At 61.8% G+C, this 23392-nt stretch carries 22 protein-coding genes; 11 read left to right on the top strand and 11 right to left on the bottom strand.

Annotated features, from left to right (window positions below; translation table 11 throughout):
- The first annotated feature begins 551 nt into the window (after window positions 1-551).
- The 5 genes from ACODSZ_RS22315 to ACODSZ_RS22295 all read left to right on the top strand — a co-directional run bounded on the left by ACODSZ_RS22315 (window position 552) and on the right by ACODSZ_RS22295 (window position 8330).
- Entirely contained in the window at window positions 552-1514 is a 963-nt protein-coding gene (locus tag ACODSZ_RS22315; RefSeq protein ID WP_488928556.1) for a hypothetical protein, read from the top strand.
- A 35-nt stretch (window positions 1515-1549) separates the two neighbouring features.
- Window positions 1550-5020, top strand: a complete 3471-nt coding sequence (locus ACODSZ_RS22310) for a T6SS effector BTH_I2691 family protein (RefSeq protein WP_488928555.1) — start codon at window positions 1550-1552, stop codon at window positions 5018-5020.
- A 17-nt stretch (window positions 5021-5037) separates the two neighbouring features.
- Window positions 5038-6108: a DUF6708 domain-containing protein gene (locus ACODSZ_RS22305; RefSeq protein ID WP_488928554.1), complete on the top strand. Its 1071-nt coding sequence runs from the start codon at window positions 5038-5040 to the stop codon at window positions 6106-6108.
- Window positions 6109-6270: 162 nt separating this feature from the next.
- Window positions 6271-7074, top strand: coding sequence for an enoyl-CoA hydratase-related protein (locus tag ACODSZ_RS22300; protein ID WP_175343689.1), 804 nt, complete (start codon window positions 6271-6273; stop codon window positions 7072-7074).
- 2 nt (window positions 7075-7076) lie between these two features.
- Window positions 7077-8330 (top strand): FAD-dependent oxidoreductase, encoded by a 1254-nt coding sequence (locus ACODSZ_RS22295; RefSeq protein WP_488928553.1) that lies wholly within the window; start codon window positions 7077-7079, stop codon window positions 8328-8330.
- A gap of 29 nt (window positions 8331-8359) precedes the next feature.
- On the opposite strand, the gene ACODSZ_RS22290 is transcribed toward ACODSZ_RS22295, so the two are convergent.
- From ACODSZ_RS22290 to ACODSZ_RS22275, 4 genes are all read right to left on the bottom strand, one after another.
- Window positions 8360-8740, bottom strand: coding sequence for a hypothetical protein (locus tag ACODSZ_RS22290; protein ID WP_175343691.1), 381 nt, complete (start codon window positions 8738-8740; stop codon window positions 8360-8362).
- Window positions 8740-9327 (bottom strand): RNA polymerase sigma factor, encoded by a 588-nt coding sequence (locus tag ACODSZ_RS22285; protein WP_008330198.1) that lies wholly within the window; start codon window positions 9325-9327, stop codon window positions 8740-8742. Before ACODSZ_RS22285 ends, ACODSZ_RS22290 begins: the two co-directional genes overlap by 1 nt.
- A gap of 152 nt (window positions 9328-9479) precedes the next feature.
- Complete coding sequence (locus ACODSZ_RS22280) at window positions 9480-10061, bottom strand: DJ-1/PfpI family protein (RefSeq protein ID WP_008330196.1); 582 nt, start codon at window positions 10059-10061, stop codon at window positions 9480-9482.
- Between the two features lie 92 nt (window positions 10062-10153).
- Window positions 10154-11071 carry a LysR family transcriptional regulator gene (locus ACODSZ_RS22275; protein ID WP_488928552.1) on the bottom strand — a complete coding sequence of 306 codons (918 nt, stop codon included), beginning with the start codon at window positions 11069-11071 and terminating at the stop codon, window positions 10154-10156.
- A gap of 209 nt (window positions 11072-11280) precedes the next feature.
- Between ACODSZ_RS22275 and ACODSZ_RS22270 the strand changes: the two genes are divergently transcribed.
- The 3 genes from ACODSZ_RS22270 to mmsB all read left to right on the top strand — a co-directional run bounded on the left by ACODSZ_RS22270 (window position 11281) and on the right by mmsB (window position 14999).
- Window positions 11281-12513 (top strand): ABC transporter substrate-binding protein, encoded by a 1233-nt coding sequence (locus ACODSZ_RS22270; protein WP_488928551.1) that lies wholly within the window; start codon window positions 11281-11283, stop codon window positions 12511-12513.
- Window positions 12514-12586: 73 nt separating this feature from the next.
- The gene (locus ACODSZ_RS22265) at window positions 12587-14095 is read left to right on the top strand and encodes a CoA-acylating methylmalonate-semialdehyde dehydrogenase (RefSeq protein WP_488928550.1); all 1509 of its coding nucleotides are present in this window, start codon (window positions 12587-12589) and stop codon (window positions 14093-14095) included.
- A gap of 10 nt (window positions 14096-14105) precedes the next feature.
- Window positions 14106-14999 carry a 3-hydroxyisobutyrate dehydrogenase gene (gene mmsB, locus ACODSZ_RS22260; RefSeq protein ID WP_175343694.1) on the top strand — a complete coding sequence of 298 codons (894 nt, stop codon included), beginning with the start codon at window positions 14106-14108 and terminating at the stop codon, window positions 14997-14999.
- 79 nt (window positions 15000-15078) lie between these two features.
- Here the strand turns inward: mmsB and denD are convergent, their stop codons facing one another.
- Window positions 15079-16053, bottom strand: a complete 975-nt coding sequence (denD, locus tag ACODSZ_RS22255; RefSeq protein WP_175343695.1) for a D-erythronate dehydrogenase — start codon at window positions 16051-16053, stop codon at window positions 15079-15081.
- Between the two features lie 141 nt (window positions 16054-16194).
- Between denD and ACODSZ_RS22250 the strand changes: the two genes are divergently transcribed.
- On the top strand, window positions 16195-17031 hold the full coding sequence (locus tag ACODSZ_RS22250; protein ID WP_008330189.1) for a FadR/GntR family transcriptional regulator: 837 nt from the start codon (window positions 16195-16197) through the stop codon (window positions 17029-17031).
- A gap of 83 nt (window positions 17032-17114) precedes the next feature.
- Here ACODSZ_RS22250 and ACODSZ_RS22245 read toward each other — a convergent pair whose 3' ends face one another.
- Together ACODSZ_RS22245 and earP are read right to left on the bottom strand one after the other, a co-directional pair.
- Window positions 17115-17690 carry an elongation factor P gene (locus tag ACODSZ_RS22245; RefSeq protein ID WP_008330187.1) on the bottom strand — a complete coding sequence of 192 codons (576 nt, stop codon included), beginning with the start codon at window positions 17688-17690 and terminating at the stop codon, window positions 17115-17117.
- A 116-nt stretch (window positions 17691-17806) separates the two neighbouring features.
- Entirely contained in the window at window positions 17807-19000 is a 1194-nt protein-coding gene (gene earP / locus ACODSZ_RS22240; RefSeq protein WP_488928549.1) for an elongation factor P maturation arginine rhamnosyltransferase EarP, read from the bottom strand.
- Between the two features lie 131 nt (window positions 19001-19131).
- On the opposite strand from earP, the gene ACODSZ_RS22235 reads away from it, so the two are divergent.
- Together ACODSZ_RS22235 and ACODSZ_RS22230 are read left to right on the top strand one after the other, a co-directional pair.
- Window positions 19132-19617, top strand: coding sequence for a MarR family winged helix-turn-helix transcriptional regulator (locus ACODSZ_RS22235; protein WP_488928548.1), 486 nt, complete (start codon window positions 19132-19134; stop codon window positions 19615-19617).
- 237 nt (window positions 19618-19854) lie between these two features.
- On the top strand, window positions 19855-20289 hold the full coding sequence (locus tag ACODSZ_RS22230) for an organic hydroperoxide resistance protein (RefSeq protein ID WP_008330181.1): 435 nt from the start codon (window positions 19855-19857) through the stop codon (window positions 20287-20289).
- Window positions 20290-20400: 111 nt separating this feature from the next.
- Here ACODSZ_RS22230 and ACODSZ_RS22225 read toward each other — a convergent pair whose 3' ends face one another.
- The 4 genes from ACODSZ_RS22225 to ACODSZ_RS22210 form a co-directional block, all read right to left on the bottom strand.
- On the bottom strand, window positions 20401-20916 hold the full coding sequence (locus ACODSZ_RS22225; protein WP_175343698.1) for a DUF2867 domain-containing protein: 516 nt from the start codon (window positions 20914-20916) through the stop codon (window positions 20401-20403).
- A gap of 79 nt (window positions 20917-20995) precedes the next feature.
- On the bottom strand, window positions 20996-21166 hold the full coding sequence (gene cydX, locus ACODSZ_RS22220) for a cytochrome bd-I oxidase subunit CydX (protein WP_008330178.1): 171 nt from the start codon (window positions 21164-21166) through the stop codon (window positions 20996-20998).
- 36 nt (window positions 21167-21202) lie between these two features.
- Window positions 21203-22342 carry a cytochrome d ubiquinol oxidase subunit II gene (gene cydB, locus ACODSZ_RS22215; protein ID WP_488928547.1) on the bottom strand — a complete coding sequence of 380 codons (1140 nt, stop codon included), beginning with the start codon at window positions 22340-22342 and terminating at the stop codon, window positions 21203-21205.
- 28 nt (window positions 22343-22370) lie between these two features.
- The coding region (locus ACODSZ_RS22210) for a cytochrome ubiquinol oxidase subunit I (RefSeq protein WP_488928546.1) at window positions 22371-23392 on the bottom strand (1022 nt) is incomplete at its 5' end.

Below are 23392 nucleotides of genomic sequence, written 5' to 3'. Positions count from 1 at the left end.
CTCGCTCGCGCAGCGAGCGTTAGAGGGCGGTGGAGCGCGCACCGAACGCAATCCAAGCCACCCCAGCCAGCCGAAAGCCCGCGCATGCGGGCTTTTTTGTTTGGTGGCCCCTAGCGATGTGCTTGAGCACATCGCGGGTGGGATTCGAAGGGTTTCGCTTGCAAGCGAAACCGGGCCCGCGGCACGTGGGCGAATCCCTCGCTCGCGCAGCGAGCGTTAGAGGGCGGTGGAGCGCGCACCGAACGCAATCCAGGCCACCCCAGCCAGCCGAAAGCCCGCGCAAGCGGGCTTCCCCTACCTAGCGCCTTTCACCTCTGATCTGAAGATTCCCTTTCTTCACTAGAAAGCCGAACCCTTCTTCACGTCCATCCTCATCCCGTTTCTTCTCTCGTCTCAGAAACTCCGAAATCTAGATCCTTTTCGATATATCCCCTGGCGCAAAAAACACAAAATGGCCGTCCCCTAACGTGTTTGCGCCACGTGCCTATCGAAGCATGCGTTCTCCTCGCCAACCCACCTTATCCGAATTCCGCCGTACCCTCCTTGACGCATTGAGCTCTTCCCTGCAGCAACATGGGCAGGCGCGGCTCTATCTGCTCTATGCTCCCGAATTAAATGATCCCTTGTCCTTGGCAGAGGCCGATGCGCACTTGCCGCTGCTGATCCAGCCAGCCTTCACCGCTGCACAACGATGGGCGCTCAACAAGCTGCCCCGTCTGATCCAGCTGGTTGGTCTTCCTGGCGGGCAAGGAACTGGCGAGACCGATAACCCAATCGATGATCCTCTGCTGGAAGCCGGCATCACTCAGTCCTACGCGGAAACCGTGCTCGGCCAGCGCGTCAACGTACTGCATGCCAATGATGATCCAGGCCAGGCCGAGCGGGCCGTCTGCGCGTGGATCATCACTCCCGACGAGCCAGCCAAGCTGTGCAGGCGAATCAATGCTGCCTCCGTTGGTGTTAGCAAGTATGGCCAACGGCGCTGGATCGCCTGGTACATCGCCACATGCCTCCAGACGCTCTGGCCCATGCTTGCGCCAGACCAGCGGTTGGCACTGGCGGGAGAGGCGACCTGGCTGTTTCACGATGATCTGGGCCAACTCCAATCGATTGCTGGCGTCGAGGCAGGCGAGGGTGCATCCATTGCTCCTCAGCCGCAAGGGTTTCACCTGGACGACGTCCAATGGCAGCGTCTGGATCATCTACCGATCGTTCAGCGGCTGCTGGCCCAGTGGCATGACTTGTGTCTGGATACCGCCATGGAGTTTGGCGTGCATCCCCTGCAACGCTTGTCCGCCCAGGTGAGTCGTGCGCGGCAATTTGGGCTTGATGGAGAAAACCTGTCGCTGTGCGTGCTCATCGCGATGCAAATGCCTCCCGAATTCACCGAAAGCCCCGAATTCGGCGCCCTGCTCAGCGATGCAGCGCGCCACGGCGACAGCCTGGCTCAACGTCTCGGTGAGCTGCCATTACGCTGCTGGTCCCGCCCCTTGCCCACACGCTCGCTTCCATAAGCGCCGGTTCTGCGCCTCTCTCCTCAGGAAACTACATGACGGAATCCGCCATCGCGACCCGCGAAAAGGTCATCGGAAATGCAATCAATGCTACTGCAGGGGCACCACCGCTCTGCGTGAGTGCCAATTGTCAGACCTGTCGGCGATCCGACCTGCAATTGCTCATCGTCACACCCTCGGTCGCACCGCTGGAGCATGCCAATACGCTGCAGCGTGCCGGTTATCAATGGCAAGCCGCGCTTGATCCTGTTTTTGCCGGGATCAGGCGTGAGGCGACCGTGCCGGTGGCGCGCCTGGCTCGCAGCGGCTACCTGATGCTGTACTTCGTGCAGAGCCAGCGTTGGGATATCTGGCAAGTCATGGGCAACGGTCTGACTCGCAAGATCATGCACCAGGTCAGCGTCAAGCAATATGCAGCGCTGGTCACTGGCTTCCTGACGGCTGCGGCCCCGAAGACCTGTTCGCGCGGGGCAGCCAATCTGGAAGCGCCTCTGATCAGCATCAACGGTGCCAAGGATGTACAGAGCGTATGGCTGGCTTTTACGCCCCGGTTGTGGTCGCCTCCAGTACTGCAGCGTTATGCGGATAATCCCATGGTGGATCTGCCGGGGCCAGACGGCAAAGCAGTGAGGAAAGACAAATTGCGCACGCTGCGTGGCCGCGAGATCTATCCAGCAAAGTGGATCAAGCAGGGGGAGTTTCCCCAATCTGGATGCCTGCCGCTCAATGCAGCCAATCTGGAACAACACGTTGCTGACTTCGTGAAGGAGGGTGGCGCCGCCTTCGTCAAAGGGTTCGAATTTGCGCTCAAGCCGCTGGACAAAGAGCGTCTCGGGCAAGCCGCTGCCATGGACAAGGCGGTGCGCGCCGCCGAGAAACTGGATCATCCCACGCTGTACGTCAACAAGTCGCTGCTGGTGATGCTGCCCGATGACGTGGGCGTGATCGAGCAGCACAATCATCTGCGCCTGTGTGCGCTGGAATCGCAAAAGGCCTGGGCCGCCGGGGGACCGCACCCCGACGGTACCGGCTTTGATCCCTTGCGCAGCTGGAAACTGCGCTCGGCCTTGCATGTCGAGATGATCGAGAGCTGGGTCGTCGCCACCCGGCTGGCCGACCAGAAGACACTTCAAGAGGCTGGCGGCTACCGCCACCATCACATCATCAGTGAAGCCGAGTTTGAGCAGATCCGCGCCCGGGAGCAGGTCAGTGGCAAAGCCTACTACCCACTTGGGACCAAGATCACGCGCAACGATAGCAAGCCGGGGACCTATCGCGTCACACCGCCGCCGGCGCAGATTGAGCAGAAACTGGAGTCCGTTGCCGAACAAAACGCCCGTTCACGGATCGAGCGTTACCGGGGCAAGTTGCGCATGGAGGAGCTTGATCAATTCCGCCAGGAGTTTCGGGCGGGCATGGCGCGCTGGGAGACGTATGTCGCCCGGTTGGATGGCGACCATGTGCGCTGGCTGACCAGCGGCTCGCTGGCGGTGACCTTGCGCCATGACTTCGATCAGAACCTGTCCCTCACCGCTGTGTCGAGCGCCTATGGCAGCGTCGTGCAGCAGGTGTTCGAATATCTGGACCGGTTGGGTGCTGTGGAGAAGGCCTGGGGCGGCGGCGCGATTTCAGTGAGCTCGTCCAGGGAACTGGCGCGGGCTTATGGCAAAGACCCGGAGGCCCCCGTGACCTGGCTGGAGCGGGCCATGCTGGAACCATGGGATCTGTACGAGGCCATCCTCTCCGACCCCGGGAAGCGCAAGGATGTCAGCGAAAAGATCAATGGGTTGGTCAACCAGTTGCCTGAAGCGATCAAGGAGGTATTGCAGGGCCAGCGCAAGCTGCATGAAGCGCATGTCCATAGCTTGTTGCAGGTGCAGGAGCAGGCGGTCCATTTGCAGGCTACCTTGCTGGACCCCAAGCAGGCGACCAGACTGGGCGCACCGGTGGCCAACGTCAGTCAGGTTCAGCGCGTCATCACCATCCAGGTCCGCACCGCCGCCATCATGGAGATGATGATCAATCCTGCTACCGAACGGTATGTGACGATCTCAGTGAAGCTGCCCATCGGCGAGGCGCTGGATGCGATGGTGCAGGGCGTGCGTCCGGCTTCGCTGGGGATGATCATGGAAACCAAGGTCGGTACCGATCGCACCACGCGCCACCAGAGCCGGGATGCCTTGCGCAAGCTGGCCAAGCACCAGGCGCGCGGCTTGCAGTTGCCCGAGTACTTTCCGGTGGTGGTGACCGAGCGAAAGCTTGCAGAGTTGAAGGCGCATGCCGGGCGTCAGCAGGAGCAGCTTGTCGAGGTCGTGGGGGACGGGCAACTGGGGCATTTGTCTGAGCGCTTCCAGTTGCCCAAGTCCACCGCGCTCAAGCTGGTGGGCGAGCAGGCCAGCCTGACCAAGGCCGGCCGACAGGCGCTCTGGTCGCGTCAGGGGAAGATCACGCTGGTGTTGGCCTCTGTGCAGATGGCCGCGCTGACGGCGGCGCTCAACAAGCTTGATCAGGAGGAAGGAGATGCCTATGTGGATACGCTCATGTCCGTGATGGGCAGTACCGCTGGTTTGTTGGAGGGGGCGTTCGGAATTTCTGCAGCGGCGGTGGAAATCAGGAGAGCAGGGAACAAGCTGGTGCTTTCCAGCAGTCTCATGGCGGCGTCCGCTTTGCGTCTGTTGTCGGGGGTGGCAGGGGCGGCGGCTTCTGGGTTTGATATGGTTGCGGCGATAGCAAAATACTCTTCTAGGAATGCAAGAGGAGAGCGAGCTGCTGCCAACGCATACAGTGCTAGCGCTGGATTTTTTGGCGTCTCTGCTATTTCGGCATCAGGCGGCATCACTATCGCTTTTGCCAACGCTACTGTGTCGAGATTCGTGATTTCACGAGCCATCGTGGTCGGACTGGGCGGTGCGGCGAGCGCAACGATGGCTGCCGCGACTGCTACAGGAATTGGGATTCTCTTGGGAATCGCAGGTTTTGCCTTTGCTCTATATGCTGAGAGCCTTGAAGACGACTTGAACGAAATCTTCTTGAAACGCTGTTACTGGGGCAAAAGCGAGCGTACCGAAACACGCTTCGCAGCGGCTGAAGAGCCGCTCGATAAGAGAAATCTCGAGGAGATGCTGACGTGGAGCGAGCGCAGATTGGCGGCCGAAATGAAGGGTTTTCAGTCGCTGTCAGTCGGTGTCAAGGCGTCTCTGACCTGGTCGAAGAATTACTTCAGCGATAACGTCCTCCAGGCTCGCATTGAGGTTGTCCATGAAGGACAGGCGCCACGGGTCGCCTATACCTTGCAATTGCTGCCGGAAGATCTTGGCCGAACGGCGGAAGAGTCGGCATTGATGGTGCTCGATGCAGACAGCCGACGCTATGTCTTCGATATCAAGATGCCGTTGGATGCTAAAACCTGGAACGCAGCGCAGTCCGCGCATTTGACTTACCGCCTTTATGAGGAAGTTCCGCGAGCGCCGTTTGCCCAAGATGCCTTTGAACTCAAACGCGTTTAACTATCGGGATTCTCATCATGAAGAAAAATCATCGCCGCGAACGACAATCACGCAGAAGGTCCACCGCCGAGGATATCGACGTATCGCTCGATATATTGCCGCATGAAAGCGAATTCGTCCTGTATCACTGGACCGGCGAGCCTGCCAGCGACGTGTTTTTTGGATTGAATTCAAATCCGGCATTCAAGGGACTGGGTGATGAAGCCATCTTGCTTCCACCGCATAGCCTGAGTGTTAGCCGTACACCGCATTCCGGTAACTTCATCATGGAAGTCCATCCGCATGGATTGGCTTACGCGGATGGAGGCGCGTCTATTACGGGGTTGATGATGTTTAGCGCTCTATTCTCGTCGGTAGGTTTTGTTTTTCTTTTCTCCGTGACTTTCACCGGTCTCGTCAACGGAAAGATAGATATATTTTGGGATTTTATAAGACTCTTTTTGATGTGCATCTTGGGCCTCATGATATGGTGCGCCGTGCGGCTTGAGATATCCGGCTACCGCTACGCTCCAGTTCTCTTCGACCGCGCAGCCGGCAAGGTCCATGTCTTCACTGACAAGACCTCGCTCTTCAGCCTCCTGCCGTTATGGGGCGGAGGCAAATATGACATCCAGTCCTATGACTGGTCTTGCACGAGAGTTCAAGTCTGTCGCTCGCGCGTCGTCACGAAAAACCACACGCAAGTTCTCGCTTCACTACACTGCGTAGTCATCAAGGGCCCGAAAGATGACACGGTGATCGCGCAATTCCCCTTGGGCGGTACGGTGTCTTCGCTGGCGGTGCAATTGCTGCTGAATCAATGGGAACACATCCGCCGCTTCATGCAGCATGAGGGCCCGCTGTTCAACGAGGGCGAGCAGGTCTACGTTCCCCACGGGAGCTCCCTGTTGCGCGCATTGTGCTGGAGCCAGCCGCTGATTGGTCCGGGGCGATATTCGTTTACTTTCCTCATGTTGCTGGCGCAGTTGTTTGCGCTTTGTTTCTTGTGGTTCACGATTCCTTATGGCTTGCTGGGCTGGGTCTGCTATCACCTCAAGAGCAAGCCGAAATGGCCAGCAGAAATCCTGTCCAGCGTTGGACGTCGGTAGCGCAACGATCCCTCGAACGCTCCCCGACAGCATCATTTTTCCCAGACCAGCCAGTCGGTGTTTGTCTTCCCCGTAACACTTGCCGCAGGAATTTTGCGCTATCCTCCACCGCACCTCTGTTTTCAATCTCGTTGCAGGACCCCACTGATCGCAGGAGCGTAAATGACCGCAGCCGCCCATCTCGACATCGACCCTCGTGGCCTGGCCACGTTGACCCTCAATCGCCCTGATGTCCACAATGCTTTCGACGATCAGCTGATCGCCCGCCTGATCGACCTCATCAACGAGGCGCGTGACGACAAACGCACTCGCGTCCTGCTGCTGGCCTCCACCGGCAAGTCCTTCTCCGCCGGCGCCGACCTGGCCTGGATGCGCCGCATGGCCGATGCCTCGCGCGAGGACAATCTGCACGATGCCCGCAAGCTGGCACTGCTGATGGAAACCCTCAACAGCTTCCCGGCACCGACGGTGGCCAAGGTCCAGGGCGCGGTCATGGGCGGCGGTGTTGGCCTGGTCTCGTGCTGCGACATCGTGGTAGCTTCCGAGGCGGCTTTCTTTGCACTTTCCGAAGTCAAGCTGGGCCTGGCTCCGGCCGCCATCAGCCCCTACGTGATCGCCAAGATGGGCGTATCGCAGGCGCGCCGCTTCTTCGTCTCGGGCGAGCGTTTCTCGGCCATTCGCGCCGCCGCCATCGGCCTGGTGCATGAAGTGGTGATGGCCCAGGAACTGGATGCCAAGGTCCTGCAAGTGATCGATACCTTGCTGGCCAACGGACCGCAGGCGATGCGCGCCGCCAAGCAACTGGTACAGGTGGCCAATCCGCTGCAGGTTACGCCCGAACTGGCGGAATATACGGCCGGCGTCATCGCCGACCTGCGTGCCTCCCCGGAGGGACGCGAAGGCCTGCGCGCCTTCCTCGAAAAAGAGGCGCCCGCCTGGACGCGCGCTTCATCTTCGGCAGGATAAGCATGAAGTCTTTGCACGTAGCCATCGCCGGTGCCGGCCCGGCCGGCTTGGCCATGGCGCTCTATCTCAAGCGCGCCGGCCATCGCGTCACCTTGCTGGAACGCTTCGTCACGGCCGCACCGGTGGGTTCCGGCCTGATCCTGCAGCCCACCGGACTGACGGTGCTCGAAGACCTGGGCCTGTTCTCGCGCATCGCCGCGCTGGGCCAGCGCATCGACCGCCTCTACGGGGCCGACGCCCTCAGCGGCAAGACGGTGCTGGATGTGCGATATGACGCCGTGCGCGGTGGACGCTATGGCATTGCGGTCCATCGTGCGGCCCTGTTCGGTGTCCTGCAGGAGGCGGCGCAGAGGGAAGGGATCGAAGCCGAAACCGGCCATGAGATCAACGGTCTCGAGCAGGGCAGCGCCGGTGCCAGCCTCACGACTGCGGACGGCCGCCGCATCGGCCCCTTCGATCTGGTCATCGATGCCAGCGGTGCCCGTTCTCTGCTGCGCCGCTACGCGCTCAATACCTGCGAGCCCAAGCGCCTGCCCTATGGCGCCTTCTGGGTTTCCTTGCGCGCCCAGCCGGGTCTGTCGTTCGGTGTCAATTCACTGGTGCAGCGCTATCGCCGCGCCAGCACCATGATCGGAGTGCTGCCCATTGGTCGTCCGAGGCAGCAGGATGATCCCATGGTGGCCTTCTTCTGGAGTACCAAGCCGGACCAGGTGGAGCAGCTCAAGCAACGGGGGCTGGAAGCATGGAAGGAGGGAATTCATGCGCTGTGGCCGGAATGTGATCCCTATCTGGCCCAGATCGATGGCTTCGAGCAGATGACGCTGGCGCGCTACGGCCATCACACCTTGCCTGCGCCGTATGGACAGCGGCTGGCCATCATTGGTGATGCCGCCCACTCCACCAGCCCGCAGTTGGGGCAGGGGGCCAACATGGCCTTGCTTGATGCACGGGCGCTGATTCATGCCCTGCAGCAGTCCGATACGCCGGAACAGGCGCTGGCGCGCTATGCCGCCTCGCGACGCCGCCACGTGCGGACCTTCCAGGCGATGTCGGCCATGTTCACGCCGTTCTACCAGTCCGATTCGGTGTGGTTGCCATGGGTGCGCGACCAATTGGCGGCGCGCTTGTCGGTGGTGCCGCCTGCACCGCAACTGCTGGCCCGGATGGTGGCCGGTACCCTGGTCGATCCCTTCACCTCGATCGGCTTGCAGGAGCGCGACTGGAACATCGCGCCCCAGCCCTCGGCCCTGGGCTGATGGCGTTCAGCCAGGGAGGGCGTTTTCCTTCACTTGCGCTCCTGGCGGCAGAACATGCGGCTGCGCAGCTGGCAGCGTTCGCGTTCCTCAGGCGTCATCGCTTCCCAGCGAGCGCGCATGAAGCGGCGCTTCTCATGCCAGCCGCCATGCCGCCCGCGAAAGCCGCCGAACAGCACCCGGCACAGCACCAGCAATCCCAGCGCCCGCCAGAAGCCGATCTCGGCCACGCCCGGGAAGATCGGCGGCATCACCCAGTTCCACAGCAGCATCACCACCACACCCAGCAGGGGCACGCACAGCAGGCACAGCAGCAGCTTCACGCCCCAGCGGCGCGGGTCCCGCCCGCCACGGAAGCCACGATCGCGGCGTGCCGGGGCAGGGGGATTTTGAGGCATCTCGTTCTGATCCATTACATCTCCAATTCGTCATAAACCGCCTGCAAGCGTTCACGCAAATGCAGGACTGCGTAGCGCTTGCGCGCCAGCAGGGTATTCAAGCTGGTACCACTGGCAGCAGCCATTTCCTTGAAGCTGAGGCCATCAAGTTCGTGCGCGATGAAGACTTCGCGCTGCGCCTCCGGCAATTCGTCCAGCGCCGCCTGCAATGCTTCGATCAGCGCCGCACGGGCATAGGCCGCTTCGGGCCCGCCATCGCTGGCCGGCAGGACCAAGTCCAGCCGCCAGGCATCTTCGGCGCCGTCGACTTCCTCGATGTCGTGCGCCTCGGGCAGCGGCTCTTCCTTCTTCTTGCGGAAGCGGTCGATGATGCGGTTGCGCGCCACCCGGAACAGCCAGGCGCTGACCTGCTCGATGGGCTCCGGCAGGCGATAGGCCTGGACGAACTCGTAGAACACTTCCTGCAGGATGTCTTCGGCCTCACCGGCGTCGGCTACCCGGCGGCGGATGAAACCGCCCAGCCGGCTGCGCTCGCGCATGACGGTGGCGGTGATCTCGCGGTCCTGGTCGCTCATCGGGGAGAGGGTGGAAATGGGCTGCATGCCCTGAAGACGGTTGATCTCGGGGCATATTGTGGGCCAGCAGGAAAAAAAGGGGAAAACTGCGAAGGGTAAATGAAGAAACAAGCAAAATCAGCGGGTTTGCGGGGAGCCGCCCACCCTTGGCAGCCGCTCCCCGCTTGAGGCGCCAGGCCTTACAGTTCGATGCGCGTGCCCAGCACCTGCAGGAACTGCGCCAGCCAGGCCGGATGCGCCGGCCACGCCGGTGCCGTGACCAGCTTGCCATCGGTGATGGCCGCATCCACGGCGATATCGGCGAACTGACCACCGGCCAGCTTCACTTCCGGGGCGCAAGCCGGATAGGCCGACACCTTCTTGCCTTCCAGCACACCGGCCGCCGCCAGCACCTGCGGGCCGTGACAGACCGCCGCGATGGGCTTGTCGGCCTTGGCGAAGGCTTGCACCAGTTCGATCACCTTGGGGTTCAGGCGCAGGTATTCCGGGGCGCGGCCACCGGCCACCACCAGGGCATCGTAGGCGGCAGCGCTGACCTCATCGAAGCTGGCGTTGAGGGCGAACTGGTGGCCCGGCTTTTCGGTATAGGTCTGGTCGCCTTCGAAATCGTGGATCGCGGTCTTCACCTTGTCACCGGCTTTCTTGCCGGGGCAGACCGCATGAACAGTGTGGCCGACCATCTGCAGGGCCTGGAAGGGCACCATGGTTTCATAATCCTCGGCGAAATCACCGGTCAAGAGCAGGATCTTCTTTGCAGCCATTGTCATCTCCTTGGGATAAGGCCGCCAGCGCGGGGAGGAGCCGGGCGGCCGGGTTGAAACACATTTCGTTGCGGATGGGCAGGCCGCCAGTCTCACTCCAGCCAGCGCATCCGACGCGACTGGCCCATCAGGAAGTCGCGGTTCAGTTCCACGCACTCGCGCAGGTAGCTCCACAGGGCCGACACCCGCGCCACATGGCGTTGTTCGCCGGAGGCCACCAGCCAGAAGGTGCGCGTGATGGCGATCTGCTCCGGCAGCACCGGCACCAGCTCTTCGGACTGCTGGGCCAGGAAGCAGGGCAGGATGGCCAGCGCCCGGCCGGCACAGGCCGCCGTGTATTGCGCCACCACGCTGGTGCTGCGAAAGGCCCGGAAGGCGTCCGGCGCCACCGTATCCTTGTAGCGCAATTCTTCACTGAAGACCAGATCATCGATGTAGCCGATGAAGTTGTGTTGCGCCAGGTCATCCACGGTATGAATGGGCGGGTGCTGCGCCAGGTAGTCACGTGAAGCATAAAGCTTCAGAACATAGTCGGACAGTTTTGTGACCACGTAATTACCCGACAAGGGCCGCTCGATCGAGACGCTGATGTCGGCTTCATGCTTGGACAGATTCACGAAACGCGGCATGGGCAGCATGTCCACCGTGATGTGCGGATTGCGCGCACAAAAATGTGCAATGTGCGGCGCCAGCACGAAGGTGCCGAAACCTTCGGTGGCGCCTAGCCGCACCTGGCCGGAGAGCTTGCTGTTGTGTCCGCCCAGTTCGTCGGTGGCGGCGTAGAGCGTGCTTTCGACCTGCTCGGCATATTCCACCAGCCGGTAGCCGTCCGCGGTGAGCTTGTAGCCGTGATTGTTGCGGTCAAACAGCTGGCTGCCGACCTGTTCTTCAAAACGCTTCATGCGCCGCGATACGGTGGAGTGGTCGATGCCCAGCTTCTTGGCGGCATCCACCAGGCCCTGGCTGCGCGTGAGTTCGAGAAAGATCCTGAGGTTGTCCCAGTCCAGCATGTGCTCTCCGTGATTTGCGATTTGCATCAATGCAAAAGCGTTTTGTCTTTGTGGTTATTGTATCGATAAATACGCACATGCAGAATAGCGGGGCCGTGATGGCACCCCGCGTAGAGAGGAGAGGTGCTGCAAGGCAGGAGACAACGGCAAGACCCGCCGTCCATGAACGCGGGCAGGTCCGACAACAATCACAAGATCAAGGAGACAAGATGTCCAAGAACGCTTTCGGCCGTTCCCTCACGGCTGCGGCCGTGGCCTGTGCGGTATCGCTGGGCGCCACTGCCATTCCCGCCCTGGCGCAGGACGCCAACACCGTCAAGATCGGCGTGCTCACCGACATGTCCGGCCCGTATTCGGCCATGGGTGGGCAGGGCTCGGTGGTCGCTGCCAAGATGGCGGTGGAGGATTGCCTCAAGAATGAATGCAAGGGGATGAAGATCGAGATCCTCTCGGCGGACAACCAGAACAAGCCGGATGTTGGCGTCACCCGTGCCCGCGAATGGCTGGACCGCGACAAGGTCGAGGCCATCGCCGATCTCACCAATTCCTCGGTCGCCCTGGCGGTGCAAAAGCTCATCAAGGACAAGGGCGGCATTGCCATGTACAGCGGCCCGGCCACCGGTGCGCTGACCACGGCAGAATGCGCGCCCAATGGCTTTCACTGGATGTTCGACACCTACTCGCAAGCCGCCGGTGCGGCGGCGGCGCTGACCAAGCTGGGCAATAAATCCTGGTACTTCGTGACGGTGGACTACGCCTTCGGTCACTCGCTGGAAAAGGATGCTGCTGACGTGGTCAAGGCCAATGGCGGCACGGTGGTGGGCTCGGTGCGGCATCCGCTGAATGCTTCCGATTTCTCTTCCTTCCTGCTGCAGGCGCAGGCCTCCAAGGCCCAGGTGATCGGTCTGGCCGATGGCGGCACCGATGTGGTCAATGCCATCAAGCAGGCACGCTCCTTTGCCATCGGCGGCAAGGACCAGCGCCTGGTGGCACTGCTGGTGTTCCTGTCGGATGTGCATGCGCTGGGACTGGAGGCCGCGCAGGGGCTGGTCTATACCGATGGCTTCTACTGGGATTACGACGAGCAGACGCGCGCCTTCTCCAAGCGCTTCGAAGCGCAGTTCAAGAACAACAAGCCGACCATGGTGCAGGCGGGCGTGTATTCCAGCGTCTATCAGTTCCTCAAGGCACGTGCAGCCGCCAAGACCTCCGACTGGAAGGTGGTGGCGCAGAAGATGCGCGAAATCCCGATTTCGGATGCCGTCATGCGCAACGCCTCCATTCGTCCGGATGGGCGCGTGATCCACGACATGTACCTGTACCAGGTCAAGACCCCGGCCGAGTCCAAGGGCCCGTGGGATTACCTGAAGCTGCTCTCGGTGATCCCGGCTCAGCAAGCTTTCCGTCCCATGGAGGCGGCCTGCCCGCTGGTCAAGCAGTAATGCCTGTGGCCGGGAGCGCTGCTCCCGGTCTTGCTCTCCCCATCCTGTTCACCTCTTCACAATGGAAATTGCAATGAGCCAAGCCAACATCCCCAACGTTCCCCTGTACCTCAACGGTGAAAAGGTGCAGTCCACTTCCAAGGAGTGGCGCGATGTATTGAACCCGGCCACCCAGGAAGTGGTAGCCCGCGTGCCCTTCGCGACCAGGGAAGAAGTCGACCGGGCCGTGGCCAACGCCAAGGAAACCTTCAAGACCTGGCGCAATACCTCACTGGCGCAGCGCATGCGCATCATGCTCAAGTTCCAGCAACTGCTGCGCGAGAACATCGCCCCGCTGGCTGAACTGATCACCCGCGAACACGGCAAGACCCTGCCGGACGCCGAAGGTGAAGTCATGCGCGGCCTGGAAGTGGTGGAGCACGCCTGCTCGATCACCTCGCTGCAACTGGGCGAGTTGGCCGAGAACGTGGCCGGTGGCGTGGACGTCTATACGCTCTACCAGCCGCTGGGCGTGGGCGCTGGCATCACTGCCTTCAACTTCCCGGTGATGCTGCCTTGCTTCATGTTCCCCATCGCCGTGGCCTGCGGCAATACCTTCGTGTTGAAGCCCTCCGAGCAGGATCCGACCTCGTCGCTGTTCCTGGTCGAACTGGCCAACCAGGCCGGCCTGCCGCCGGGCGTATTGAACGTGGTGCATGGCGGCCCGGACGTGGCCAACATGATCTGCGACCATCCTGATATCAAGGCGGTCTCCTTCATCGGTTCGACCCATGTCGGTACCCACATCTACCGTCGCGCCAGCGAGGCCGGCAAGCGCGCCCAGTGCATGATGGGTGCCAAGAACCACTGCATCGTGCTGCCCGATGCGCCCAAGGATCAGGCCATCAACAACCTGCTGGGCGCGGCCTTCGGTGCGGCGGGCCAGCGCTGCATGGCGAACTCGGTGGTGGTGCTGGTGGGCCAGACGCGTGAATGGATTCCGGAAATCGTGGAACGCTCCAAGGCCATGAAGGTCGGCCCCGGCACCGACCGCAAGGCCGATGTCGGCCCGCTGGTTTCCAAGGCGGCCAAGGAACGTGTCGAACGCCTCATCGCCAGCGGCGTGGAGCAGGGCGCCAAGCTGCTGCTCGACGGCCGCAACTGCAAGGTGGCCGGCAGCGAGAACGGCAATTTCGTCGGTCCGACCGTCTTCACTGGCGTCAAGCCGGAGATGGATATCTACACCCAGGAAATCTTCGGCCCGGCCATGTGCATCGTCGAACTGGAAACGTTGGATGAAGCCATTGCCTTCATCAATGCCAATCCCAATGGGAACGGTACTTCCATCTTCACCAGCTCGGGCTATGCCGCGCGCAAGTTCCAGAACGAGATCGACGTCGGTCAGGTTGGCATCAACGTGCCTATTCCCGTGCCGGTGGCCTATTTCAGCTTCACTGGTTCGCGCGCTTCCAAGCTGGGCGACCTCGGCCCCAACGGCAAGCAGGCCGTCACCTTCTGGACCCAGACCAAGACCGTCACCGCGCGCTGGTATGCGCCCGACGAAGAGGCCGGTCAGGTCAACACCACCATCACCCTGAAGTAAGGAGAGCAGCATGAGCGCCAACATCGTCTTCATCGGCCTGGGCAACATGGGTTTGCCGATGGCGCAGAACCTGGTCCGGGCCGGTTTCTCGGTCAGTGGACATGACCTGGTCAAGGCCAGTGTGGACAAGCTGGTGGCAAGCGGGGGCAAGACCGAAGCCGATTCCATGGCAGCGGTGGCCAAGGCCGACGTCGTCATCACCATGCTGCCGGCCAGCCGGCATGTGGAGTCCCTCTACCTGGGCGAGGCTGGCGTACTGGCCTCGGCCAAGCCGGGGGCGCTGCTGATCGACTGCTCCACCATCGCGCCGGAAGCGGCGCGCAAGGTGGCGGCAGCGGCCGGGGCGCGCGGCTTCGAGATGCTCGATGCACCGGTCTCGGGGGGGACCAATGGCGCCACGGCAGGCACACTGACCTTCATGGTGGGCGGCAGCCGGCAAGCCTTCGAGGCGGCCCAGCCTTATCTGCAAAAGATGGGGAAAGCGATCTATCACGCAGGGGACAGCGGCAGCGGCCAGACCGTCAAGGTCTGCAACAACATGCTGCTGGGCATCCTGATGATCGGTACGTCCGAAGCCATCCGCCTGGGCATGGCCAACGGCATGGATCCCAAGGTGCTCTCGGAAATCATGTCCAAGAGCTCTGGACGCAACTGGGCGCTGGAAGTCTACAACCCTTGCCCCGGTGTGATGGAAACGGCACCTGCCTCCAAGGACTATGCCGGCGGTTTCGGCGTGGACCTGATGTTGAAGGATCTGGGTCTGGCGGTGGAAAATGCGCTGGCAACCAACTGCGCCATTCCGCTGGGCTCTACCGCCCGCAACCTCTACGACATCCACAGCATGAACGGTGCCGGCAAGCTGGACTTCTCCAGCATCTTCAACATGCTGGGCAAGGCGAAGTAAGGCCAACACCCGCAGGCAGAAAAAAGGGACGGCCGCTTGCGGGGCCGTCCCTTCCTTTTTCTGCATGCGGATGTGCAGCTTATTTCTTCACTTCATCCTCGATGTGGGCACGGATGATGTCGGCGAAGCTGGCATCGGCCGTAAAGCCCAGCGCCTTGGCGCGCTTGGCTTCGAAGGCGCCGGGCCAGGAGTTGACGATGCGTTTGATGGCTTCGTCTTCCTTCCACTCGATCAGTTGCGCCACCTCCTTGCCGGCCACTTGTTCGAGGGCATCGACCATCTCCCTGACGGTCACGCACAAGCCGTCGATGGAGAGGAAGCGGGCCAGACCGAGGTCGGCGCCATTGATTTCATGACCATGGATCAGGTTGGCGATGGCCTGGCGCGGCGACATCAGCCACATGCGGGTATCGGGCGTGACCGGGCAGACCGAGGGCTGGCCATTGAGCGGTTCGCGGATGATGCCCGAGGCGAAGCTGGAAGCCGCCTTGTTGGGCGCGCCCGGACGCACCGAAATGGTCGGCATGCGCAGCGCCCGGCCATCGATGAAACCCTTGCGCGAATAATCCTGCACCAGCAGTTCGCCCATGACCTTCTGTGCGCCGTAGGAGCTCTGCGGCATCAGCAGGGTGTTGTCCGGGACCACGGCCGGCAGCTCGCCGCCGAATACCGCCACCGAGCTGGTAAAGACCACGCGCGGCTTGGTGCCCAGGGCGCGGGCGCGCTCGAGGATGACGCGGGTGGCGTCGAAGTTGATCTTCATGCCCAGGTCGAAATCGGCCTCGGCGTGGCCGCTGACGATGGCCGCCAGGTGGAAGATGGACTGCGTCTCGGGCGTGATGACGCGCTCGATCACGGCAGCGTCGGCGATATCGCCGGTGACGGCTTCGATGCGCGGATCATTGAAACCCTGCGCCGGTACCACATCCAGCAGGGTGATGCGCTTGATGGCTTGTGGCTGGCCGTCGCGGCCGGTCAGGGTGCCGCGCTGCAGCAGCTGGCGCGCCAGTCGGCTACCCAGGAAACCGGCGCCGCCGGTGATGACGATGTGCATGTGTTCTCCTCGTGATCTGTCGTCGGAATAGGGGGATATGAACGCTTGAGCGAAACCCGTGCTGCGCATTATAGCGGAAGTTGTAATACAACTTTGAGAATATGAAGCGTAAGTCACAAAAGCCCATGCCTGCGCGGTATCATGCGCGCCATGAAGACTTCATCCTCCTCCAGGCCGCAGGCGTCGGCCCTTGGCTCGATGGCGGCGGCCGCGCGTGGCAAGACCACGCTGGCCGACCATGTCACCAGCGTGCTGGCGCAGCAGATTCGCAGCGGGGAATTTGCCCCTGATGCACGCTTGCCTTCGGAGATGGAGTTGACTGAACGATTTTCGGTGAGCCGCACGGTGATCCGCGAAGCCATTTCACGGTTGAAGTCGGAAGGACTGGTCGGCTCGCGCCGGGGCAGTGGCACGGTGGTGCTACCGGTCACGCAGGCCACGCCGTTCCGGCTGGATCTGAAGGTGGATGACGGCCGCGACTCCATCCAGGCGGTGCTGCGGGTCATCGAGCTGCGGCGCGGGGTGGAAGGGGAGATGGCGGCCCTGGCGGCGCAGCGCCGCACGCGGGCGCAGAACCTGGCGATCCGGCAAGCCTTGCAGGACATCGATACGGCAGCAGCGGCGGGGCGCGATGGCGTGCAGGAAGATTTTGCCTTCCATGCCGCCATTTCCAATGCCTCGCACAATCCGCTCTACACCTCGCTGGTGCAGTTCCTGAGCCAGTTCCTGCACGCCGCCATCCGGGTGGCGCGCATGAACGAGGCGCGCAGCAGCGAGTTCGTGCAGCAGGTGCGCGCCGAACATGCGGCGCTGGCGCAAGCCATCAGCGACGGCAATGCCGAGGCCGCCCGGGCGGCGGCCTTGCGTCACATGGAGAATTCCGCCCAGCGCCTGCAGGCGGCCGACAAGGCTTTCTGGGCCAGTGCACAAGGGCAGGCGGCGGCGCGGGATCTGGCGCGGGTGAGGAGTGGAGGGTGAGCTCGGCGCTTCATTTGCTGCCCGGACAACAGGCATAAAAAAACGCTGCACCAGGCAGCGTTTTTTATTGGCACCGGCAATGATCAGCCGCGCACGACCTTCTTGTATTCGTTGGTGCGGGTGTCGATTTCGATGTCGTCATCCTGGCTCACGAACAGCGGCACCATCACGGTGATCTGGTTGGCTTCGATGGCGTTTTCGATCTTGGCTTCCTTCAGGACGTTGCCCGAGGTGTTGCCCTTGACGGCCGGTTCCGAGTAGGCAACCTTGCGCACGATGGTGGTCGGCATTTCGACCGAGATGGCCTTGCCTTCGTAGAAGACGGCTTCGCACTGCATGCCATCCTTCAGGTAACCGATGGCGTCGCCCATGTTCTCGCCTTCGATTTCGTACTGGTTGTACTCTTCATCCATGAAGACGAACAGCGGGTCAGCGAAGTAGGAGTAGGTCACCGGCTTCTTGTCCAGCACCACGACGTCGAACTTGTCGTCGCCACGGAAGACGCTTTCCAGCGGGCTGTTGGTCAGCAGGTTCTTCATCTTCCACTTGTAGGTGAAACCGGTGCGGGAAGAACCGTTGACGTCCGAGCGCAGGACGATCATGGGCTTGCTGTCGACCATAATGATGTTGCCGACGCGGATTTCTTTTGCAAATTTCATAGCGATGTGTCGTGAAAAGTAGGTTTTTTCAAACTGTCAGTAGCCCACTGGTAAAACTTCACCGCAAGCCCACGTTCGATTGAATTCCAAATTGCGTTAGTTAAAACGATAGCCCGCTATTTTAACCCATTTTCGGCAGTCTTCCAGTCTTCGGCGGCCAGTCGCGCGGCGAAGCTCAGCAAATTGTTCATCCAGTCGCCATTTGCCAACATCTTCTGTACCCATTGTTCTGCTTGCCCGTTCAATGCCGGCAACTGCGTTTGCAGGGTTTGCCAGATGGCGTGCCAGTCCGGCTCACCCGGACAGGCGCCGTTCCAGGCGCGGTTGAGGTCGGCTACGGCCGGTGTGGCCGGGTCATAGATGTTCAGGAAGGCATTGAGCTTGGTGTGGTGCAGGTTCTTGTCCTGGTGGTAGATGTTCCAGATGAAAGGGCGAGCGGCCCATTGGGCCCGTACGAAGGAATCTTCACCCCGCACGAAATTGAGATCGCAGCTCCACAACAGTATGTCGTAATCCGTCTGCGGCACGAAGGGCAGCACGCGCACGGTCAATGCACCCTGTGTCGCCACCCTGCCGGCGCGCATCGGTGTGCCAAAGAAGGCCTCGATCGCAGCGCGCCCCACGCCTTCCGGCACCAGGCAGGTGATGGGGGCCGGCGAAGCTTGCCAGGCCGCAAACAATTCGGGGATCGGGGCGTAGTCGTAGCAGAACAGCGAGACCTTGCAGGCCTGCGCCTCTTCTGGTGTCACGCCCAGCCTGGCCAGGAAGGCCGGTCCTTCGTTCGCGGCCAGGAAGGCCTGCCGTCGGGCTTGCAGGTCGGCTTCGAAGCTGAGCCCGCCGGTGCGCTCATTGAAGCCGGGAAAGAAGAAATACTTGGTCAGCTTCAGCGCGCGATGCGGGGAGGGCAGGGTGTGGCAGCCTTCGACCCAGGCTTCGGCTGACAAGCCTTCCAGGTTGAACCAGACGGGTTTGGGCGAGCGCTGTGCCATGGCTTCCACATAGCCGGGCGGAATCTCGCAGCCGAAGAATTCAATGACGATATCGGCCACGTCGTCCGGCGTGAACTGACCATCCTGGCCACGCCAGTGCAGGACCGTCACGCCGCTGAGCTCTTGCGCATGCGCCTGCGTGTCTACCGTGGGCCAGATGCGCCGGAAGCTCACCAGGTCATCCACCCACAGCCGCACCGCCAGCCCGTGCTCGTGCGCCAGCTGCCGCGCCAGGCGCCAGCAGATGCCGATATCGCCGTAGTTGTCGACGACCTTGCAGAACAGGTCCAGTGAGCGCAGGGGATTGGGGTGGGAAATCATCGATATGCAGAAAAAAGCAGAAGCAGGCCGCATGATACCGGCTTGGCCGCGTGGCGGATGAAGGGAAATGAACGAGTTGGACAAATTTTTTCAAATTAAATAGCTTGCAATTCAATTTTGAGCAGTTTAATATGCAGCACATGGACAAGACGCAGACAACGAATCTCCCCGACGCACTGATGGACGAAGCCCTGCTTCTGGACAATCAGCTGTGTTTCGCGATGTATTCGGCGTCGCTGGCCATGACCAAGGCGTACAAGCAGATCCTGGCCCCGCTGGAGATCACCTATCCGCAATATCTGGTGATGCTGGTGCTGTGGGAAAGGGATGGCATCACCGTCTCGGAGCTGGGCACGCGTCTGTTTCTGGATTCTGGTACGCTGACCCCCCTGCTCAAGCGCATGGAAAGCATGGGTTTGCTTCATCGCAATCGCGATGCCGACGATGAGCGCCGGGTGGTCGTGAGCCTGAGCGAGGCCGGTCGCGCCCTGCGGGAAAAGGCCAAGGCCGTCCCGCAGCAGATGAGCTGCATGCTGCCCGCGCTGGACCGGATCAAGGCGCTGGTGGTGGAATTGAAGCAGGTCCGCAAGGGCCTGGTCGACGCTGAAAATGAATGAAAATGTAACAAGCTTTGTGGTTTATATTGTGCGCAATAATATAGTTAATTATTTATATCGTTGACGCCGCCGCAGGGAAGGTCGCAAGAACGCAGCACCGCAGCATTGGAAGTGAAGCAGCAAGACAATCTGGCAAGCCGGTGATGAACGAAAGAACGAAAGCGAATCTTTCGACATCCCACCCCTCAAACGAAACCCGCAAGGGTGACGACAACCTGAACTTTGAAAGGAAATACCATGCCCTCGAACAAGATCGAAAAAGCCCTCTACACCGCCACCGCTACCGCCACTGGCGGCCGTGAAGGTTCGGCCAAGTCCTCCGACGGCGTCCTGGACGTCAAGCTGTCCACCCCCAAGGAATTGGGCGGCGCCGGTGGTAACGGCACCAACCCGGAACAACTGTTCGCCGCCGGTTACTCGGCTTGCTTCCTGGGCGCGCTCAAGTTCGTCGCCGGCCAGGCCAAGGTGGCCCTGCCTGCGGACGCCAGCATCACCGGCAAGGTCGGCATCGGCCAGATTCCGCAAGGTTTCGGCATCGAAGCCGAACTGAACATCTCGCTGCCGGGCGTGGACCGTGCCGTGGCGCAGGATCTGGTGAACAAGGCACACCAGGTGTGCCCGTACTCCAACGCCACCCGCGACAACATCAACGTGACCCTGAACCTGGTGTAATGCCTTCAGGCGAGGCGGGGCCGATACGGCTCCTGCCTGCGCTGGTCAGTCTGAAAGAAAACGCCGCTGCGTCCCTGAGGTCGCCGCGGCGTTGTTGCGTTGGAAGGTGTTTCAGCAGGCCCGATGTTCGTGGCGCAACAAGCCTTGCAGCAAGGTACGCGCGATGCAGCGATGAAAGGGCATGATCGCGGCCAGGTAGAGTTTGCCCATCCAGCGCTTGGTGCGCACGACGGTGGTCACGATGAGCCACTGATCGTCTGCGGCCTGCGCCGCCGTGTCCGGAGATTTTTCCACGCACAGACGGAAATCCAGATGGCTGTCATCGAGCCCCATGACCACGCGCGCCGGTTCGGCCAGCAGCAGCGGAAAACCCGCCGGCGCGCCATGGTCGCCGGCGCGCTTGAGACCCAGCGGTGCCACCAGGCGGTCGCGCAACTGCATCAAGGCGCTGATCCAGGCCGGCTGCGAGGCCATCATGCGTTCGGCGATCTCGGTGCTGTTTAATTGCGCCAGTTGCGGCGTGAGGCGGATGCGGTAGCTGTCGGCGAAACCGGCACCCGGCAGCAGTGCCCAGTGACGGGCTGCGGGGGCGACTTCTTCGGCGTGCGGGGCAGGGGAGGCGGGCATGATGATCTCCAGGCAAGTTGAAAAAAAGCCGGCAGCGACGCTGCCGGCCTTGCTCGCGGGATTACACGATCACGCGAACTTACCTGCCGTTGCGCCGCTGCTTTTCCGCCGCACGGGCGCTGGCGAAGCGTTCGTGGGTTTCCTCGGCCTTGCGACGGCCGAAGGCATAGTTGGCTTCCAGCCACATGACGTTGATGATGCCGAAGGCCAGTGCCAGGCCGATGCCGAGTATCCAGGCGAAATACCACATGATGTTCTCCTCGTTGCAGTTTGCGATTGCGCGTAATCAATACGCCGTGTGTTCGTTCTCGTGGATGTCGCGGGCGGTGACCTTGCCCTTGACCACGCGATAGACCCAGCCGGTATAGACGATGATGAGCGGCAGGAAGATCAGCACCATCCAGAACATCAGGCCCAGGGTCTTGTGGCTGGAGACGGCATCCCACATCGTCAGGCTGCTCTTCGCATCCAGCGAGGAGGGCATCACGAAGGGGAACAGCGACATGCCGGCCGTGAGGATGATGCCGGTCACCGACAGGCCGCTGGCGATGAAGGCCAGGCGCGCACTGCGCACCAGCGCCAGCAGCGCGGCCAGCACGGCACCGGCCACACCGAGTGCCGGGAACAGCTTGGTCACGGGCCACTTGGCGTAGTTGTCGAACCAGGCACCGGCGACCACTTCCACGGTCTTGGCCAGGGGCGTGAAGGCGCTGTTGGCGTCGGGCATGGCGGTGATGCGGTAGCCCGGCATCTGGGCCACCCAGAAGCCACCGGCCACGAACAGCAGCACCGTCACCAGCGCCGCACCGATGACGGTCTTGCGCGAACGCTCGCCCACGGCGGCCTCGGTCTTGACGAAGGCAAACGCCGCACCGTGCATCAGCAGCATGGCCACCGACAGCAGACCGGCCAGCAGACCGAAGGGATTCAACAGGGCAAAGAAGCTGCCGGTGTATTCCACGCGCATGGTGTCGTCATAGTGGAAGGGCACACCCAGCAGCAGGTTGCCGAAGGCCACGCCGCAGATCAGGGGCGGCATGAAACCGCCGATGAACAGCCCCCAGTCCCAGGCATTGCGCCAGCGCGGATCGGCCACCTTGCTGCGGTAGTCGAAGCCCACCGGACGGAAGAACAGCGAGAACAGCAACACCATCAGGGCGATGTAGAAGCCCGAGAAGGCGGTGGCATAGACCAGCGGCCAGGCTGCGAAGGTGGCGCCGCCGGCGGTGATGAACCAGGTCTGGTTGCCTTCCCAGGTGGGGCCGATGGCGTTGATCAGGATGCGCCGCTCGGTATCGTTCTTGCCGGCGAAGGGCAGCATCATGCCCACGCCGAAGTCGAAGCCGTCGGTGAGCGCGAAGCCGATGATGAGCACGCCCACGAAGGCCCACCAGATCAGTTTGAGTGTTTCGTAATCGAAGATCATTCTGCTTTCCTCATTTCTTCTGGTGGCATCAGGATTGGCTGCCGGCGTTGGCCGACGGGTTCAGGGGCGGCGGCAGGACATCGTCGGGGCCTTGTTCCTTGCCCTTGGTTTCCCAGTGATACTGGCCGGTATGCAGGCTGCTGGGGCCGAGACGGGCGTACTTCACCATCAGGATCATCTCCACCACCAGCAGGAAGGTATAGAACAGGATGAAGCCAGCCAGGCTGAAGTAGAGGCTGCCCGGTTGCAGCGAAGAGGCCGACAGGTGCGTGGGCAGGATGCCGGCAATGGTCCAGGGCTGGCGGCCATATTCGGCCACGATCCAGCCGAGTTCGGCGGCGATCCACGGCAGCGGGATCGAGATCACGGCCAGGCGCAGCAGCCAGCGTTGCGGGGCCAGCTGCTTCTTGGCCAGGAACCAGAACGAGGCCGAGAAGATGAACAGGAACAGGAAGCCCAGCGCCACCATGCCACGGAAGGACCAGAACAGCGGGGCGACCTTGGGGATGGTGTCGTTCACAGCCAGGCTGATCTGCTCGGGCGTCGCATCGACGACGTTGTTGGTGTACTTCTTCAACAGCAGGCCGTAGCCCAGGTCCTTCTTGAGCTTGTCGAACTCGGCGCGGGCTTCGGGCGACTTGTCTCCGGACTTCAGCCGGGTCAGCGCGGCATAGGCCAGCATGCCGTTGCGGATGCGGACTTCATGTTCCTTCTTGAGGTCCTTGATGCCCAGCACCTGGGTGTCGGCCGAACGGGTGGCGATCAGGCCCAGCACATAGGGAATCTTGACCGCGTAGTCGGTGCGCTCTTCCTTGTCATTGGGCAGGCCGAACAGGGTCAGGCCGGCCGGGGCAGGGTGGGTGTCCCACTCGGCTTCGATGGCGGCCAGCTTGACCTTGTTGACTTCACCGGCGGTATAGCCCGATTCGTCGCCCAGCACGATCACCGAGAGAGTCGCGGCCAGGCCGAAACCGGCCGCCACGGCGAAGGAACGCAGCGCGAAGGCGGTATCACGCGCCTTGAGCAGATACCAGGCGGAGACCCCCAGCA

It is taken from the genome of Herbaspirillum sp. FG34, assembly GCF_057809315.1.
Note: the sequence above shows the minus strand (reverse complement) of the source record. Positions and strands in the feature narration are given on the sequence as shown.

Bases quoted from the DNA above. Each gene is read 5' to 3' on its own strand.
- ACODSZ_RS22310 (WP_488928555.1), top strand. From the start codon at position 1,550: ATGACGGAATCCGCCATCGCGACCCGCGAAAAGGTCATCGGAAATGCA.
- ACODSZ_RS22305 (WP_488928554.1), top strand. From the start codon at position 5,038: ATGAAGAAAAATCATCGCCGCGAACGACAATCACGCAGAAGGTCCACC.
- ACODSZ_RS22300 (WP_175343689.1), top strand. From the start codon at position 6,271: ATGACCGCAGCCGCCCATCTCGACATCGACCCTCGTGGCCTGGCCACG.
- ACODSZ_RS22295 (WP_488928553.1), top strand. From the start codon at position 7,077: ATGAAGTCTTTGCACGTAGCCATCGCCGGTGCCGGCCCGGCCGGCTTG.
- ACODSZ_RS22290 (WP_175343691.1), bottom strand. From the start codon at position 8,740: ATGGATCAGAACGAGATGCCTCAAAATCCCCCTGCCCCGGCACGCCGC.
- ACODSZ_RS22285 (WP_008330198.1), bottom strand. From the start codon at position 9,327: ATGCAGCCCATTTCCACCCTCTCCCCGATGAGCGACCAGGACCGCGAG.
- ACODSZ_RS22280 (WP_008330196.1), bottom strand. From the start codon at position 10,061: ATGGCTGCAAAGAAGATCCTGCTCTTGACCGGTGATTTCGCCGAGGAT.
- ACODSZ_RS22275 (WP_488928552.1), bottom strand. From the start codon at position 11,071: ATGCTGGACTGGGACAACCTCAGGATCTTTCTCGAACTCACGCGCAGC.
- ACODSZ_RS22270 (WP_488928551.1), top strand. From the start codon at position 11,281: ATGTCCAAGAACGCTTTCGGCCGTTCCCTCACGGCTGCGGCCGTGGCC.
- ACODSZ_RS22265 (WP_488928550.1), top strand. From the start codon at position 12,587: ATGAGCCAAGCCAACATCCCCAACGTTCCCCTGTACCTCAACGGTGAA.
- mmsB (WP_175343694.1), top strand. From the start codon at position 14,106: ATGAGCGCCAACATCGTCTTCATCGGCCTGGGCAACATGGGTTTGCCG.
- denD (WP_175343695.1), bottom strand. From the start codon at position 16,053: ATGCACATCGTCATCACCGGCGGCGCCGGTTTCCTGGGTAGCCGACTG.
- ACODSZ_RS22250 (WP_008330189.1), top strand. From the start codon at position 16,195: ATGCGCGCCATGAAGACTTCATCCTCCTCCAGGCCGCAGGCGTCGGCC.
- ACODSZ_RS22245 (WP_008330187.1), bottom strand. From the start codon at position 17,690: ATGAAATTTGCAAAAGAAATCCGCGTCGGCAACATCATTATGGTCGAC.
- earP (WP_488928549.1), bottom strand. From the start codon at position 19,000: ATGATTTCCCACCCCAATCCCCTGCGCTCACTGGACCTGTTCTGCAAG.
- ACODSZ_RS22235 (WP_488928548.1), top strand. From the start codon at position 19,132: ATGCAGCACATGGACAAGACGCAGACAACGAATCTCCCCGACGCACTG.
- ACODSZ_RS22230 (WP_008330181.1), top strand. From the start codon at position 19,855: ATGCCCTCGAACAAGATCGAAAAAGCCCTCTACACCGCCACCGCTACC.
- ACODSZ_RS22225 (WP_175343698.1), bottom strand. From the start codon at position 20,916: ATGCCCGCCTCCCCTGCCCCGCACGCCGAAGAAGTCGCCCCCGCAGCC.
- cydX (WP_008330178.1), bottom strand. From the start codon at position 21,166: ATGTGGTATTTCGCCTGGATACTCGGCATCGGCCTGGCACTGGCCTTC.
- cydB (WP_488928547.1), bottom strand. From the start codon at position 22,342: ATGATCTTCGATTACGAAACACTCAAACTGATCTGGTGGGCCTTCGTG.